Below are 15295 nucleotides of genomic sequence, written 5' to 3' on the forward strand. Positions count from 1 at the left end.
GGTTGATCGCGCAGTTCCCCGCACCCCTGAAAGGCCGATCAGACTAAACCGGGTTCAACCTCCACTGTTGGCAAGCGTTGTTGAGCCATGACCACTGGCGTACGTCCGCGCTGTCTGTCGTCGAGCAGTTGGCCACGTCGGCTACTTTGCCCGTGGCCTTGTTGACGATGCGGACGTAGCCGCCGTCCGTGGCGACGAACTGGAACCGCTGGCAGGTGTTGTTCAGCCACGACCACTGGCGTAGGTCGGCGCCGTCGGCGGTCGAGCAGTCTGCCGTGTCGAGGACCTTGCCGGTGGCGGCGTTCACCAGGCGGTGGGTGTCGTCGCCCAGGTCCTCCAGGCGCCAGCGCTGGTTGGTCCCGCCGTTGCAGGTGTACTGCACGACGCCCGCGCCGTCGGCCGACGAGCTGCCGGCGGCGTCCAGGCACTTGCCGCTGTTGCGGTTGGAGACGGTGTAGGTCGTCGAGGCGGACGCCGGTTCGCCGGACGGCCCGGGCATGCTCGCCCCGAGTCGGACCGGTGTGCCGAAGTTCGGGGTGCCGTCGGAGTTCCAGGTGAACTTCTGGGCCCGGGTCGTACGGCCGTTGTCGCAGCCGTCGGAGGCGGAGTCGTTGGCGTGGTAGACGATCCAGTTCTCGCGGCCGTCCGGGGAGGTGAAGAAGCCGTTGTGGCCGGGTCCGTACACCCCGCCCGCGTCACTGCGCTGGAAGACGGGCGTGGACTTCTTCGTCCAGGAGGAGGCGGACAGCGGGTTGGAGCCGGTGAGCTCCAGTTGCCCGAGTTTGTAGTCGGGCGTCCAGCAGCCGCTCGCCGAGTAGATCAGGAAGGTCCGGCCGCCGCGTTGCAACACCTCCGCGCCCTCGTTGACGGTGCCGCCCTGCCGCTCCCAGGCGTGCGTCGGCGTCGAGATCGTCGAGTAGGAGCCGCTGACGGTGTACGGGTTGGACATCGGCGCGATGACGAGGTTCTGCGTGCCGCCCGTGACCGCGCTGCCCAGCATGTACAGCCGGCCGCCCACGTTCATCAGGCTCGGGTCCAGCATCCAGGTGGAGTTGAGCTGCCCCTTGTAGGTATAGGGGCCCATGGGGTCGGACCCGGCGCTCTCCAGCACATGGCTGCGCTGCGTGGGGTTGTAGTCGGACACGTTCTGCCCGGCGACGTAGTACAGGTACCAGCGGCCGTTGACGAAGTGCAGCTCGGGTGCCCAGATGTTGCAGCACCGGGAGGCGGCGTCGCCCTTCCACACCTGGACGCTGGGGGCGGTGGAGAGCCCGGCGAGGGTGGCGGACTTGCGGATGGTGATGACGTCGGTCCAACTGGTCGTCACCAGGTAGTAGTTGCCGTCGTGGTACGAGATCCAGGGATCGGCGCCCTTGACGGACTTGACCGGGTTGGCGAACGAGGCGGCGCTCGCGGTGGGCTGGCCGAGGCTGAGCGCGAGCAGCAGTACGGCCAGCAGGGTCAGTAGGCGACGGGCCATCCGCTGCTCCAGTTCAGGAGGTTGACGCCGAGCTTGGGCGTGCCGTTGGCGTTGCCGTCGTAGTAGTGGTAGACGATCAGGTCCCCGTCGGAGTCCTTGGTGATCGACTGCCCGCCCGGGCCGATGACGTTGCCGTGCGACTCGAGCACGGGCGTGCCACCGTTCTTCATCAGGTCGACGCCGTTCTTGTCGCGGTACGGCCCGGTGATGCTGGAGGCGCGCCCGACCTTGACCTTGTACGTCGAGCTCGTGCCGCTGCAGCAGGTGTCGTACGAGGCGAAGAGGTAGTAGTACCCGTTCCGCTTCACGATGAAGGGCGCCTCGACGGCCTTGGTCCCGGTCGGCCGGGAGGCGAGCGAGTACCGGGTGGTGTTGGAGGAGAGCTGCTTCCCGGTGGACGGATTGATCTGGATCATCTTGATCCCGGTCCACCAACTGCCGAAGGACAGCCACCACTTGCCGTCGTCGTTCACGAAGAGGTTCGGGTCGATGGCGTTGAAGTCGCTGGAGGAGTTCGACGTGTAGACCGTCCCCTGGTCGGTCCAGCTGCCCGGCTGGCCGGTGCTGGAGGTCGCGAGGCCGATGGCGGACGTGTTCGAGCCGAACTTCGAGACGGAGTAGTACATCAGGTACTTGCCGCCGTGGTACGAGATGTCCGGCGCCCAGGCCTCCGGGACGGAGGAGTAGTTCCGCCACCAGCCGGGCCTGCCGGCGAAGGCGTCGCCGCCGTTCCGGAAGGCCGTGCGGTCGCTGGACGTCTTGTTGGCGATGCCGCCGCCGGTCGCGTAGAGCAGGTACTGACCGGACGAGGTGCGGATCACCGACGGGTCGTGGGTGACGACGTCGCCGGTGACCCGGCCGGGGTTGGGGTACGCGGACGCCGTGCTCGGTACGAGGGCGAGCAGGGCGGCGGCGGGGAGGGCTAGCAGGGCGGTTTTCCTGCGGAGGATGGAGCGGCTCATCTGGTCCTCCTTGCGGTGGGGGTGACGGTGCCGACCGATGTCTTCGAAATGACCGATATATCGAACAGCGCTCGCAAGTTCGAACGGAACCTAGAATCGAACAACGTGCGCGTCAATGGTCCGCGCAGCACCAGTCCTCACACCGCCCCGCCGCCCGTCCGGCTCCCCACCGGACGGGCGTTGCCGCCTACAGCACGCGCAGGGCCTGGTCGGCGTCACGTTCGCGCCTGGCCAGCGCATGCAGCACAGCCTGATCGCCATGCCGGTCACGGGCAGCCGCGACGAGAACGTCGACCGCGATGGCGAGTGCGGCGTCGGGCGCCTGGCATCGAAGGCCCACGCTCAAGGCCAAGTCGTCGAGGTGGACCGCCAGTTCGACACAGCGGGTCTGCAGATAGCCGTCGAGCAGCATTTCCTCTCCCGGCCGGTGGAGGACGGCCACCCGCCGATCGGCCGGCTCCTCGTCCAGCCGCTGCGCCAGCCGCCGCCACGCAGCCTGCGCCTGTTCGGCCACGACGGCGGGACCGGCCGCGGCCGTCTCCTCGCTCCGCGCCCGCACGCCGACGTTGAGCGCCGAGTCGGGCACGGACGTGCCGACGAGCCTGGCGTAGTAGCGCACCGGGGACACCGGCTCCGCGCCGACCACCTCACCGTCGAGGAACCACTCGACCTGCAGAACGCTGCGCGCAAGGTGTCCAGCCAGTCCGCCCACCGACATCCCCGGCAGCACGGACTCGTCCCCCCAGCAGCGCGCCACCTCTTCCGTCGCCAGAAGTTGCACACCCCGTTCGGCAGCCAGGAGGTATGCCTGCCGTATCTCCGTAGTCATGCCGACATCTTGCCCGTACGAAGATCACGCCAGACGGTGTGTCCATATAGTGAACCGGAAGCCCACTATATGGACCCCTCGCCACCGGTCAGCGCCCGCTGGAGAGTTCGCCTCCGAAGCCGACGTCGTGCTGATCGGAAGCGGGGTGAAGACGCGAGACGTGGTCGCCGACGCCGGCTGACCTCCCGGCTGCCGCTCGGCCCTTCACGGGCCGCTCGTCACCGCCGTCCGCCGAACTCCCAAGCATGCGCCTCGATATCGTCGTACCTCTCCTGGCTCAGCACGGCACGCGCCGTCTCCGAGTCCGGGGCCCGGACCAGCGCCGCCGTGCCCAACCACACAGCACCGTCGTCGGACAGCAGCGGCCCGTACGCGATCAGTTCGTCCCGGTCGGCCGACACGTCGAGGTCGGCGGCGGGCCCAGAGCCGAGGCCCAGCACGAGGTAGCGGTTCCCGCTCGTCCGTCCGCCGGGAAAGTCCCACATGGCCCGCCCCAGCAGATTGCGCCACCGCCGCAACAGCACATCCCGGTACACCCCGGCCTGGTAGTTGGGCTCGTCGAAGGCGAAGGCCCGGGCGGCGGCGGCATCCGGCAGGTCGACGATGTGCACGCTGCCGGTCGGCGTTTCCCCGTCACTGCCGAGGGTGGGCCCACGGGCGATCAACTCCGCGGCGTACTGGTCCATATAGGCCCATGGCGCATCCATCCCGGGTAGCCGATCTCGCCTCTCCCGTTCGTCGCTGCGCCCCCCATGACGCGGGGCGCAGCACGTGGCGGGACGACGTCAGTTGCAGGAGCCCACAGTGAGGATGTTGTCGACGACGACCTTGCTCCCGGACTTCATGTAGGAGTACGCCTCGCCGCAGTAGCCGCGCTTCTGATAGACGGGCCCGGCGTAGGTGCTGAACGTGCCGAAGTCCTCGGTGTGAGGCGTGTCGGTGTAGTTGTCCTTCAGCCGGATGCCCATGTAGTGCGCGGAGCCGGTGTCGTTGAAGAACACGGCGCAGATCGGCTTGTCGTAGTACCGGTCGCCCGTGGTGGTGCCGTTGGTCCACGTATAGGTGGTGCCGTAGGTGCCATAGCGGGCAGCGCCGGTCGAGATGGTGTAGCCGGATCCACACACGTTGGCGGCGGCTGCGGCAACTCCCACGTTGGCCTCGACGATGCGCCGCGTCTCGGCTGATGCCTCCTTGGCGACCTTGACGCCCTTGACGTCCACGGTCTCGATCGCCGTGCCGCCCTTCAGATCGGGCTGGTCAGCCGCCGACGCGGCGGGCGCGATCATCGTCGCGGTCAACAGGGCGGCACAGACGCCCCCCAGGCGCATCACGTTCTTCACTTTCTCCCCTTAAAGTGACAGTCAGGTGATCCTGACGCACTGACCGTATCCCATCGAACGTGTAAGCGGTCAGGGTTTTGAATCTCACGGACAGTGAGGGGCTCACGCGACCGCGTGGACCTTGCGAGGAGAAACCGGCGGTGCGCCGCCGCCCGAACGCAGCACCCCAGGGGCAGGAATCGGCCAACGTACGGAACTGCCCTCTCCAGTCGACCCCGCTCTACCTCCACAAGAAAACCACAGCTCAGGAGGCGGGGGCACACTCCTCCCCGACGCTTCGTCCCCATGACTTGTTTTTGCCATGTCCCCGACCAGTGCTTATTTCTGATGGTGCCTCGTGTCTACAGTGACCCGGCACTCAGACGACCTGGTCTCACCACCCGGGTCTCTGTGTGTCGCTCGGGGGGAGCATGTGCTGCTGATGCAGCACCACATACGACCGCGTTCCTCCCGTCGCGTCGAGACGGGGGAGGCGGGAATGTGACACCTGCAACGAAGGTACCGGCGCTGCGGCCTGAGCCATTTCGGCCATCGAGCCCGCCGCACATCACATGAGCCGATGCTGTTCCGCGTAGCGGGGCCTGCGGACCATCGTCGTCCGCGTCTCCGCGACAGCGCAGGAGCTGCCCGCGTTGCTGCTCGCGGTCGGCGGCAACAGCCCCTGCACTGCCTTGTTTTCCGGTCTCACCACCGCACCGGCATCCACGCGTGCGAGTGACCGGTCGGCCTTCTCTTCCGGAGCGTTCCCATCCGCTCCATCGACGCATTCACCCTCGTGCGGAGGCTCCGCTGTGCCGCAGCACGAGCATTTCCTCACCGTTTACTCAAGGAGACCAGCGCTTTGAGACGTGTCAGCAGACACACGTACGCGCGTGTTCCCATAAGCTGCGCCATCGCCACCGCGATAGCGTTCGGAACCGCGACCCAGGCGCAATCCGTCCCGGAGGCGCCGACGCCACCCCCGAACGCCGCCGAAGGCTGGTCCGACGCCGCCGCACCCGGTGTGAAGGCCGACAAGGACGGCAACAAGGACCGCGTGCCCGCCAAGAAGCGCGGCAAGGTGCTCGGCAGCGGCTACACCAAGTCCTCCGACACCGCGTGGACCACCATCGGTGACGCCACCGGCTTCCACCTCATGACCGCCGACGAGGCCGACGGCTACCGCTGGAAGACCGCGGCGTCCCTCGTCGAACCCGGGTTCTCCGACACCGACACCTGGATCGGCAACGCCTGTGTCACCGCCTCCGGTGACCGCGCCCTGGTCGCCTACGCGCCGCGCACCTTCACCAACAAGCCCAATCTCATGGCCCGGGGCGCGTTCACGGCTGCCGTGGATCTGAACTCGGGCGAGGTCACGAAGCTGCCGTTCCAGGCGAGCCTCGCCTACTTCTCGCCCGGCTGCGGCGACGGCGAGCAGGCGGTTCTGTCGCAGTTCACCGACGAGAACACGTCGGACAGGAACGAGACCCGCCTGATCACCGTCGATGCCCGTACGGGCAAGACGAAGAAGAAGACCACGGTGAAGGGCCAGGTCACCTCCGCGGTCCCGACCCGCAACGGCATCGTCGCCGCGCAGGGCAACGCGATCGTCCGGATTACCGGGAGCGGGAAGTCCGAGCTGGTCACGCGCACGGACAACACGCCCTTCAGCCTGTCCGTCACCAAGGACGGCGGCATCGCCTTCCTGGACCGCACGCACGACGCGCGGGCCGCGAAGAAGGTGCTGGCCCACGCCGCCGACGCGAAGCCCGCCGAGGTCGCGTCCGCCGGCAACACGTCCCAGGTCAAGTACCTGACCGGCGGGCAGCTCAAGGGCAAGGCCGTCAAGGCCCGGACGGTCGCCGAGGGCGATCTGACCGGCATGGACCTCACCCGCGCCGCCGACGGGACCGCGGTCGTCACCGGCGCGGCGAAGACCGTCGGCACCCTGCCCAAGGACGTGCGGAACCCCGGCGGGATCGACAAGGACGCCACCGCCTCCACCAAGGCACGCGCCGTCGTGAACGCCGCATGGGCCGACGGCAAGGACAGCCGTATCCGCCCCTCCGAATACGAGACGGCGCGCACGGCCCGCATCGAGATGAAGCACCTGCCCACCGGCAGCAAGCCCGTGTTCGAGGCCAACCCGGCCGCGTCCCCGGTCAATCCGGACCGGGCCGAGGGCGAGGGCCGCTCCCCGGCACTCGGCACCGCACCCTCCGGAAGCGGTGGCACCGTGGGCGGCAAGAAGACGCCCCTGCTGAACATCGCCGAGCCGGAGTCCGAGCGCACCTGCGCCGTGGAGCGGGGCAACCCGCAGAAGCAGGCCTTCCAGCCGAAGCCGCGGCAGATCGAGTGGGCTGTCAACCGGTCCATCGAAGGCACCCTGGACAAGCACGTGTCCCGGGCCGCCAACTGGAAGAACATGGGCATGGGCGCCTACTCGCCGCAGGCCCTCATCGGCGGCCTCACCCCGCTGTCCGGCGGCGGGCGCATCCCGGCCCAGGTGTTCCTCGGCATCACCGCCCAGGAGTCCAACATGTGGCAGGCCACCCGCTTCGCCGCACCGGGCACCACGGCCAACAGCCTCATCGGCAACTACTACGGCCTCGTCCACGACGAGCACGGCCAGGTCAACGACCCGTGGGCCATCAACTGGCCCGCCGCGGACTGCGGTTACGGCATCACGCAGGTCACCGACGGCATGCGGCTGCCCGGCAAGCCGTACCCGAACGGCGAGGTCCGGGCGGCCAAGCCGCGCGCGTACCAGGAGGCCGTCGCGCTGGACTACACCGCGAACGTCGCGGCCGGCGTGAACATCCTCGCCGAGAAGTGGAACCAGACCCGCAACGCCGGCCTCACCGTGAACAACGGTGACCCGAAGGGCATCGAGAACTGGTTCTTCGCCCTGTGGGCCTACAACTCCGGGTTCTACCAGCAGTCGGCCGCGGGCCAGAACGGTGGCAAGTGGGGCGTGGGCTGGGCCAACAACCCGGCCAACCCGACCTACAAGCCCAACCGCACTCCGTTCCTGGAGAACGACAGCGGCGGCGACGACTACTCCCACGCCGCGAAGCCGCAGTTCTGGCCGTACCCGGAGAAGGTCATCGGGTGGGCCGCGCGCCCGCTGGAGGCCCTGGAGGCGCCGGGGACCCTCGTCCACGGCTTCCGGCCGGCCTGGTGGACCGAGCCCATGTTCCGCACCCTGGCCAAGCCGCCGGTCGCACTGTTCTGTGACGGCTCCAACGAGTGCGACCCGAACAAGATCAAGGAAGGCGCGTCGAACGACTCGCCCTCGTCGGGTCCCTGCCAGCGTACGGACTTCAAGTGCTGGTGGAACAAGAAGGTGGAGTGGAAGAACTGCCCATCCGGTGCCTGTGGCAATGAGATCTTCCGCTTCAACAACACCTACCCGGAAGAGGCGGACGGCAACTCCCACCCGCCTCGGTGTGAAGCCGGAATCCCGGGCACTACGCACATCGTCGACAACGTGAACTCCGGTCAGCGGATCGCGGGCAAGGACGGCAGACGCTGCTTCGACACCGGCAAGTCGGCCGGATCGTTCAAGTTCAACTTCGCCACACCCTCGGCGAAGATGGACACCCATCAGCTCGGTGTGGGATACGGGAACCACATCTGGTTCTCCACCACCCGTAAGGCCAGTTCCCCGGGGACGGATCAGCGGCTGAAGGCCACCGGCACCTGGACCGGCCCCAGCGCCGTCAAGGGCTGGACCCGAGTCCTGGTCCACATGCCGAACGTGGCCGCACGGTCCCAGCAGGCGACGTACTCGGTGTCGGGCACCGACTCCAAGTCTCCGCACCGTGTCGCCCCGCAGCGCATCCGCAGCAACGAGTGGCGGTCGCTCGGCGTCTTCAACTTCACCGGAACCCCGTCGGTGGCCCTGTCCAACATCACCGATGAGGCTCCGGGCGTCGACATCGCCTGGGACGCCGTCGCCTTCCAGACGCTCGGCGCCAACCCCACGCACGTGGTCGGCATGGGCGACTCCTTCGCCTCCGGCGAAGGCGCCGACAACGAGGGCGGCAAGGACTACTTCCGGGAGACGGACTACAAGGAGGACCTCGGCAACAGCGAGGTCGTCAACAAGTGCCACCGCTCCAAGCAGGCCTGGATCCGGCAGGCGACCCTGCCCGGCAGGTCCGAGTCCATCGGCAAGATCTCCGACGACTACGGCAATGTCGACCTGAGCTTCATCGCCTGCTCGGGCGCCCGCACCTACCACATCTGGACGGGCGGCAAGGTACAGCAGAACTCGCTGCCGCAGATGGACCTCGGTTACCTCGACCAGAACACGGACATCGTGACCATCGCCATCGGCGGTAACGACTCCATGTTCTCGGACGTGTTCCAGGAATGCGTCCTGTTTTCCAACCTGCAGGTCTGCCAGAACGACGATATCGACAAGCGGAACCCGGACACGGGCGACAAGACCGGCGAGTCGACCGGTCCGCTCAAGGACTTCATGCCGGGTTGGATCACCAATGAGGTCAAGCCGAGGATCGTCAAGGTGCTCAACCAGATCAAGGCCCGTGCGCCGCAGGCCAAGATCTACCTCGTGGGCTACCCCCCGCTTCTGTCCAGAAACGGCCAGTGCATGCCGGGTATCGGCACCGAGGAGGCACCGTGGCTGAACAACGAAATCGCTCCGAAGCTGACCCAGGAGATGAAGGCCGCCGCAACGTCGACGGGAGTCACGTTCGTCGACCCCACGTCCGACTTCAAGGACAAGGCGATCTGCGGTGACCCCGAATCCATCCACGGTATCGTCAACGACGGTCGGTCCGAGGCGGACGCCGAATTGCCCAACCCGTCGATGAAGTCGTTCCACCCGAAGATCTCCGGCGCCCGGCTCTATGCCAACGCCCTGGAGCGCGCCCTGTAGTAAGTGAGGGACAGGCCACCTGGTCGGTCTCCGTCCGCACACACCGTGGGCCCTGACGCACCCGCGTTGGGGCCCATCGGCCTGCCGAGAACGAGGATTCCCGCCATGGGGTACGTACGATTCGTCAAAGGCGCGGTCACCGTCGTCGCCGCCACCGCGGCCTGCCACGCCCTCATGTCCGCCGGTTTCGCGTCGGCACGCGAGAGCGCCGACGCGAGCGACGACGAGCCGTTCGCCGGCGCCTTCGAGTTCATACTCACCACGGCCGCTTCCTGGATCCTCATGCCCCTCCTGCTGTGGGCCGGAATGCGGGTGATGAGCGAGACCGGCAACGCATTACTCGTGCTCATCGGTGGGCTGGTCTGGTTGGGGTTGTCCGGGTACTTCACCGACGACATCGACCGCGCGGGCGGGCACATGCCGATCCCCGCCCTCGTTGTATTCGTTCTTCTCGGTACAGTGCTGGCCGGAGCCGACACAAGCCGCCGCAGCTGAGCCCCGGGCCATGTCCGCGCTCTGGGAGATCATTTGCCTTCTTGGTCTCGACCAGCCAGGACACGTTCGTCTTGACCGAGTGCGGGGCGTCGAAAGGTGACGACGCCTGGACGGGCTCGGTGGCGGCGCGGTGCCGGTCGGCCAACTGCGCGCCGGCCGCCCAGTCCAGGGCGTCACCGGGTCTTCGAAGTCGGGCGGGTAGAGGCGTCGACCGTCCTGGCTGACCACGCGCCCGATCTGTCCACCGCGCTGGAGCGGGCTGCCGCGGCCGCCGGCCCGAACGGCGCCGAGCTTCGGTGGTCTGGGAAACACGAGCATCACAGCGCGAACGCGCAGGTCGTCTCGGCCCCGGACGGCTGGCCACTGTGGGTCTCCCCGGTCCGGCCGGGCCACGAGCACGACACCAACGCGCTCGCGCCCACGGCCTGGTCGACACCCTGAACCGGCCGGCCGCCACCCTGGGCATCCTCACCCTGGCCGACCTCGGCTACGGCGTCCATCCCGTCGCCGAACGCGCCAACGCCCTGCTGAAGGTCACCTCCACCAGGGCCCTCACCGAGGCCGGGGTGTCCGTCGCCGCGATTCCCGACTGCGGACACAACCTCGTGCTGGACAACCCGGAGGCGTTCGTGAAGGCGACCGCTGCGGCGCTCGCAGAGCGGTAGCCGAGCGCGGCCCACGGCACCGGTGGGCCGCCCCCGTTCACTGTCAGGACTTCCCCGGGCACTCCTTCCACGCCATGTGGTACACCGTGCTGATGTCCCCGTCCGTCGAGTCCATCGTCATGAAGCTGACCTTGTCGGCCGACTGCGTGCCGGCGTTGACCCGGAGTTCGGTGTTGATGTTGAAGTTGCGCTGGACTCCGCAGGGGGCGTAGACCAGTTGGGCCCAGTCCGTCTCGTCGGTGGCCTGCCAGTTGTCGTTGTAGGGACCGCTGAAGGGATGGTTCCTGGACACCGTGCTCGAGGAGCCCTGGAAGTAGTACGAGGCTCGCTGGGAGCCGCTGGCGCCACGCTGGAGTGAGGCGAAGCCTCGGTAGTCGGCGCTGGCGATGGCGTACGTGAAGCCCTGGGGCACGTGGACGATCAGACTGAGCTGGCAGTTTCTGCGGAACGCGGTCGGGTCGGAGCCCCCGCCGGCCTGAGCGAGGTAGTCGCTGTAGGTGACCGTGAACGCCGTGTTGTCCTCGGAGACGGCGACCGCTGCCGTGCCCTGCGGACAGCCGGAGCCGTTCACCGTGGCGACCTTGATGACGATCTTGTCCGGGGGCGGGTCGACGAACCCGGAGGACGGGGATTGTGCGGGGAGTGCGCTGGTGAGGAGCGCGGCGATCGCGCCGCTCAGAAGCAGGCCACCGGCCATGGTTCTCCCATCCGTTCGTGGGGGGTGGAGCTTGGAATGGACATGAGCATGTCAAGACGACAGCGCATGTACGCCCGACCTGTGACCATTTCATGAAGGAGCCGTGAAGGCCGGGAGCGGTCGCATCGTACGCAGGGCGGAAGGAGTCGGCCAGGGCGGTCTCCGGCCATTCACAGTGGCGGGATCACACCAGCGGAGGGGCGCGGGGCCCGTCCACGAGGGCCCCGTCGGCACCAGCAGTACCGGCGGGCGCATATGGTGCGTTAGCAGTGCGTCAGACCAGGACACCCCGAGGACGCGATGAGGACCACCCACCGACTCCCCCGCGGACGCGGCCCGTCACGGGTTCTCCCAGGCCGCCGGTTCCGCCGCCAGCCGCTCCACCGGCTCGGGCAGCGTGCCGGCCGCGAGGTCGGCGATCGTCACGCCCTCCAGGATCCTGCGCACATTGGCCCGCAGGGCGATCCACAGCGGCAGCAGCGGCTCGGCGGTGCCGGAGTAGGCGAGGCCGGTCGGGCGCTCGCCGCGCACCGAGACGATCGGTCCGTCCACGGCCCGGATCACGTCCGCGATCGTGATCTCCGCGGCCTCCCGGGCCAGCCGGTAGCCGCCGCCCCCGCCGCGCCGGCTGCCGACGACACCGCCGCGCCGCAGATCGCCGAGGATCCCTTCCAGGAACTTGTGGGGGATGTCCTGCGCGGTGGCGACGGCCTCCGCCTTGACCGGCCCTTCGCCCTGCCGGACGGCCAGCTCCACAACCGCTCGTACCGCGTAGTCCGCACGTGCCGAGATCCTCATACGGCCATTGTCGCGGTCGGCCTGTGGACAATGACGCACCAGCACCACGTAAGCACCACGTACGGCACGGCAGCACAACAGGAGGCGCTCCCTTGGAGCTCAGCAGGCGTACCTTCCACGCTCTCGCCGGCACGGCGGCGCTCGGCTTCGCGCTGACCGGCAGCGGGTCGCCGACCTCCGCCAACCCGGCACGGAGCGTGCCCACGGGCCCGCCCCCACCGGTGCCGGGCGCGGACGGCAGGCGGCACGAGGTCGGCTTCGACCGGTACTCGCTGCTGGTCGACGGCCGCCGCCTGGTGCTCTGGTCGGGCGAGATGCACCCCTTCCGGCTGCCGAGCCCGTCCCTGTGGCGGGACATGCTGGAGAAGATGCGCGCCCACGGCTACAACGCGGTCAGCGTCTACGTGGCCTGGAACTACCATTCCGCCGCCCCCGGCCGGTACGACTTCACCGGTGTGCGCGACCTGGACCTGTTCCTGCGCATGGCCGCCGAGACCGGTCTGTACGTGATCCTGCGGCCCGGCCCGTACATCAACGCGGAGGTCGACGCCGGCGGCTTCCCCGGCTGGCTGACCGCGACCGAGGGCACGGCCCGGACCTCCGACCCGACGTATCTGCGCTACGTCGACGAGTGGCTGTCCGCCGTCAACGCCATCGTCGCGCGACGCCTGTTCACCCGGGGCACGGGCACGGTCCTGCTGTACCAGATCGAGAACGAGTACGACGCCCACGTCGACGAGCCGACCGGGCGCGCCTACATGTCCTACCTGTACGAGAAGGCCCGCGCCGACGGCATCGACGTGCCGCTGTTCCACAACGACAAGGGGCGGAACGGGGACTGGGCCCCGGGGTCGTTCGCCACCGGCGGGGAGAAGGGGCGCTGGCTGTACGGATTCGACGGGTATCCGGAGCCGGACGAGGTGCCGCCCGACTGGGGGCACTTCGGGACCGGCGGGGCGAAGGGCGGGGCCACGGCCAGTCCGCGGACCCCCGGGTTCGTGCCCGAGTTCGGCGGTGGCTGGTTCGACCCGTGGGGCGGGTCCTGGTTCGGCGGGAAGGGGTACGCCGAGTCGCGCCGGACCCGGGACGCGGCGTACGAGCGGCGCTTCTACCTCACCAACCTCGCCAACGGCATCACGCTGCACAACGTCTACATGACGTTCGGCGGCACCTCCTGGGGCTGGCTGCCCGCGCCGGTCGTCTACACGTCGTACGACTACGGCGCGGCCTTCGACGAGGCCCGCAACGCCACGCCCAAGCTCGCCCCGATGCACCAGATCGGGCAGTTGCTGCGCCACGTGCCGGACCTCGCCAAGCTGAACCGGGCGAAGGCCGTACGGGCCGCCGACGAGCGGATCAAGGTGTACCACCTGGTCAACCCCGACACCGGCGCCCACTTCTACGTCCTGCGCAACGACTCCGAGGAGGCAGTCACCTCGACGCTGCCCGACGCCGGGATCGACGTGCCGGTCACGGTCCCGGCGCGGGACGCCAAGCTGATCGCCGCCGGGCTGAGACTCGGGAAGCGGACGCTGGTGCACGCCACCGTGCAGCCCATGCTGAGCCTGACCGCCGGGCGGCAGGACATCGCCGTGTTCGCGGGCCGGCGGGGTGATCTGGCGCAGGTCGTGCTGGACTCCCCGGACGAACCGACGCCCATGCGGCTGGACGCGGAACCCGCCTGGGCCTACAACCTCGGCAAGCTGTACATCACAGCCCCGCTCGGCGCCGGCGGGCTGAGCCGCGTGCGGGTCGAGGGCGACGGCGTGGACACGCCGATGCTGCTGCTGTTCGCCGACGACGCGACGGCCCTGCGGCTGTGGCCGTACGAGACACCGTCCGGCCCGCTCCTCGTCTACGGCCCGGCGCTGCTGCGCTCGGCCACCCTGCGTGGCTCCACGGTCCACCTCACCGGCGACACCACCGGCGAGACCGGCCTGGAGGTGTGGGGGCCGCGCGGGATCACCCATGTCACGTGGAACGGGCGCCCGGTGCCCACCCGGATCAGCGCCTCCGGCAGTCTGCTGGCGCTCCGCCCGCTCGCCGGCGTGACCGCGCCGGCCCTGCCCGCCCTCGACGGCTGGCGGCGGCGGACCGAGAACCCGGAGGCCGAGCGCGGCTTCGACGACTCCGGCTGGACGGCGGCCGACAAGAAGACGTCGTTCAGCACGACGCCCGTGCCGGACGGGCAGCCCGTCCTGTTCGCCGACGACTACGGCTTCCACTACGGCGACGTCTGGTACCGGGGCGAGTGGACGGACGCGAGCGGCCCGGAATCCGTCTCCCTCGACTACAGCACGGGCACGCAGGGCCTGCTGATGGCCTGGCTGGACGGCGAGCCCCTGGGCACACACCGGATGCCGGTGCCGGACAAGGACCGGGCGCGGCAGGGCACTTGGACCGCCAAGGCCACCTTCGCCCTGCCGAAGGAACTGCGGAAGAGGTTCCGTGAGGACCGCCGTGAGCGTGGTGACCGGCACGTCCTGTCCGTGCTCGTCCGGCGGATGCAGCACGACATGGACGGCACAGCGCTCGACACGCACAAAGCGGCGCGCGGGCTGACCGCCGTCACCTTCGAGGGTGCCTCCCCGAAGGTGACCTGGCGGATCCAGGGCGCGTCGGCGCCCGATCCCGTGCGCGGGCCCATGAACAACGGCGGGCTGTACGGGGAGCGCGAGGGCTGGCATCTGCCGGAGTACGACGACCGGGACTGGCAGGACGCGGAACTGCCGCGTGCCGACCGGCGGCAGGGCGTCACCTGGTACCGGACGGACTTCCGGCTCGATGTCGAACCCGGTGTCGATCCCTCCATCGGGCTCGTCCTCGACGACGACCCGAAGCGGGCCTACCGCGTCCAGATCTTCCTCAACGGCTGGAACATGGGCCAGTACATCAACGACGTAGGGCCGCAGCACACGTTCGTGCTGCCGAACGGGATCCTCCGCACACGTGGTGCCAACACACTGGCGTTGGCGGTGTTGTCCGACGGGACCACACCCTCGGGGCCGGGGGATGTGCGACTCACCGTGCTGGGCGCGGCGGCGGGAGGGGTGCCGGTCAAACCGGTGTGACCGGATCGAGCCGTCCGTGTGCATTGCCTTCTCGGGCAGGCTGGTTCACGGTGTTGGCCCTTCAGGGCTGCCG

10 protein-coding genes and 3 pseudogenes are annotated in these 15295 nt (G+C 68.8%); 6 read left to right on the plus strand and 7 right to left on the minus strand.

Annotated features, from left to right (window positions below):
- Positions 1-43: 43 nt before the first annotated feature.
- The 3 genes from ACZ6TU_RS11630 to ACZ6TU_RS11640 form a co-directional block, all read right to left on the minus strand.
- Positions 44-1480 (minus strand): family 43 glycosylhydrolase, encoded by a 1437-nt coding sequence (locus tag ACZ6TU_RS11630; protein WP_467668918.1) that lies wholly within the window; start codon positions 1478-1480, stop codon positions 44-46.
- Entirely contained in the window at positions 1462-2442 is a 981-nt protein-coding gene (locus tag ACZ6TU_RS11635) for an arabinan endo-1,5-alpha-L-arabinosidase (RefSeq protein WP_469547920.1), read from the minus strand. The genes ACZ6TU_RS11630 and ACZ6TU_RS11635 overlap by 19 nt, the downstream gene beginning before the upstream one ends.
- 187 nt (positions 2443-2629) lie before the next feature.
- Positions 2630-3271, minus strand: a complete 642-nt coding sequence (locus ACZ6TU_RS11640) for a maleylpyruvate isomerase N-terminal domain-containing protein (protein WP_467668914.1) — start codon at positions 3269-3271, stop codon at positions 2630-2632.
- Between the two features lie 71 nt (positions 3272-3342).
- Here ACZ6TU_RS11640 and ACZ6TU_RS11645 point away from each other — a divergent pair.
- Positions 3343-3481 (plus strand): annotated as a pseudogene (locus ACZ6TU_RS11645) (AraC family transcriptional regulator); the annotation flags it as partial.
- An 8-nt stretch (positions 3482-3489) separates the two neighbouring features.
- On the opposite strand, the pseudogene ACZ6TU_RS11650 reads toward ACZ6TU_RS11645, so the two are convergent.
- Together ACZ6TU_RS11650 and ACZ6TU_RS11655 are read right to left on the minus strand one after the other, a co-directional pair.
- A pseudogene (locus ACZ6TU_RS11650) lies at positions 3490-3984 on the minus strand (YciI family protein); the annotation flags it as partial.
- 72 nt (positions 3985-4056) lie between these two features.
- Entirely contained in the window at positions 4057-4611 is a 555-nt protein-coding gene (locus ACZ6TU_RS11655) for a hypothetical protein (protein ID WP_467668912.1), read from the minus strand.
- 841 nt (positions 4612-5452) lie between these two features.
- Here ACZ6TU_RS11655 and ACZ6TU_RS11660 point away from each other — a divergent pair.
- The 4 genes and pseudogenes from ACZ6TU_RS11660 to ACZ6TU_RS11675 all read left to right on the plus strand — a co-directional run bounded on the left by ACZ6TU_RS11660 (position 5453) and on the right by ACZ6TU_RS11675 (position 10656).
- On the plus strand, positions 5453-9496 hold the full coding sequence (locus tag ACZ6TU_RS11660) for a GDSL-type esterase/lipase family protein (protein WP_467668910.1): 4044 nt from the start codon (positions 5453-5455) through the stop codon (positions 9494-9496).
- A gap of 105 nt (positions 9497-9601) precedes the next feature.
- Positions 9602-9991, plus strand: coding sequence for a hypothetical protein (locus ACZ6TU_RS11665; protein ID WP_467668908.1), 390 nt, complete (start codon positions 9602-9604; stop codon positions 9989-9991).
- 201 nt (positions 9992-10192) lie between these two features.
- A pseudogene (locus ACZ6TU_RS11670) lies at positions 10193-10405 on the plus strand (transposase family protein); the annotation flags it as partial.
- Positions 10357-10656, plus strand: a complete 300-nt coding sequence (locus ACZ6TU_RS11675; protein WP_469547922.1) for a hypothetical protein — start codon at positions 10357-10359, stop codon at positions 10654-10656. The pseudogene ACZ6TU_RS11670 and the gene ACZ6TU_RS11675, both read left to right, overlap by 49 nt.
- A 43-nt stretch (positions 10657-10699) precedes the next feature.
- Here the strand turns inward: ACZ6TU_RS11675 and ACZ6TU_RS11680 are convergent, their stop codons facing one another.
- On the minus strand, positions 10700-11353 hold the full coding sequence (locus tag ACZ6TU_RS11680) for a DUF4360 domain-containing protein (RefSeq protein ID WP_467668907.1): 654 nt from the start codon (positions 11351-11353) through the stop codon (positions 10700-10702).
- Positions 11354-11692: 339 nt separating this feature from the next.
- Positions 11693-12151 (minus strand): RrF2 family transcriptional regulator, encoded by a 459-nt coding sequence (locus tag ACZ6TU_RS11685; RefSeq protein ID WP_467668905.1) that lies wholly within the window; start codon positions 12149-12151, stop codon positions 11693-11695.
- 92 nt (positions 12152-12243) lie between these two features.
- On the opposite strand from ACZ6TU_RS11685, the gene ACZ6TU_RS11690 reads away from it, so the two are divergent.
- Positions 12244-15222, plus strand: a complete 2979-nt coding sequence (locus tag ACZ6TU_RS11690) for a glycoside hydrolase family 35 protein (protein WP_469547924.1) — start codon at positions 12244-12246, stop codon at positions 15220-15222.
- The last annotated feature ends 73 nt before the right edge of the window (positions 15223-15295 follow it).

The sequence above is a fragment of the Streptomyces sp. NPDC052064 genome, assembly GCF_055585925.1.

Coding starts and splice junctions, on each gene's coding strand:
- ACZ6TU_RS11630 (WP_467668918.1), bottom strand. CDS start 1,480: ATGGCCCGTCGCCTACTGACCCTGCTGGCCGTACTGCTGCTCGCGCTC.
- ACZ6TU_RS11635 (WP_469547920.1), bottom strand. CDS start 2,442: ATGAGCCGCTCCATCCTCCGCAGGAAAACCGCCCTGCTAGCCCTCCCC.
- ACZ6TU_RS11640 (WP_467668914.1), bottom strand. CDS start 3,271: ATGACTACGGAGATACGGCAGGCATACCTCCTGGCTGCCGAACGGGGT.
- ACZ6TU_RS11665 (WP_467668908.1), top strand. CDS start 9,602: ATGGGGTACGTACGATTCGTCAAAGGCGCGGTCACCGTCGTCGCCGCC.
- ACZ6TU_RS11680 (WP_467668907.1), bottom strand. CDS start 11,353: ATGGCCGGTGGCCTGCTTCTGAGCGGCGCGATCGCCGCGCTCCTCACC.
- ACZ6TU_RS11685 (WP_467668905.1), bottom strand. CDS start 12,151: ATGAGGATCTCGGCACGTGCGGACTACGCGGTACGAGCGGTTGTGGAG.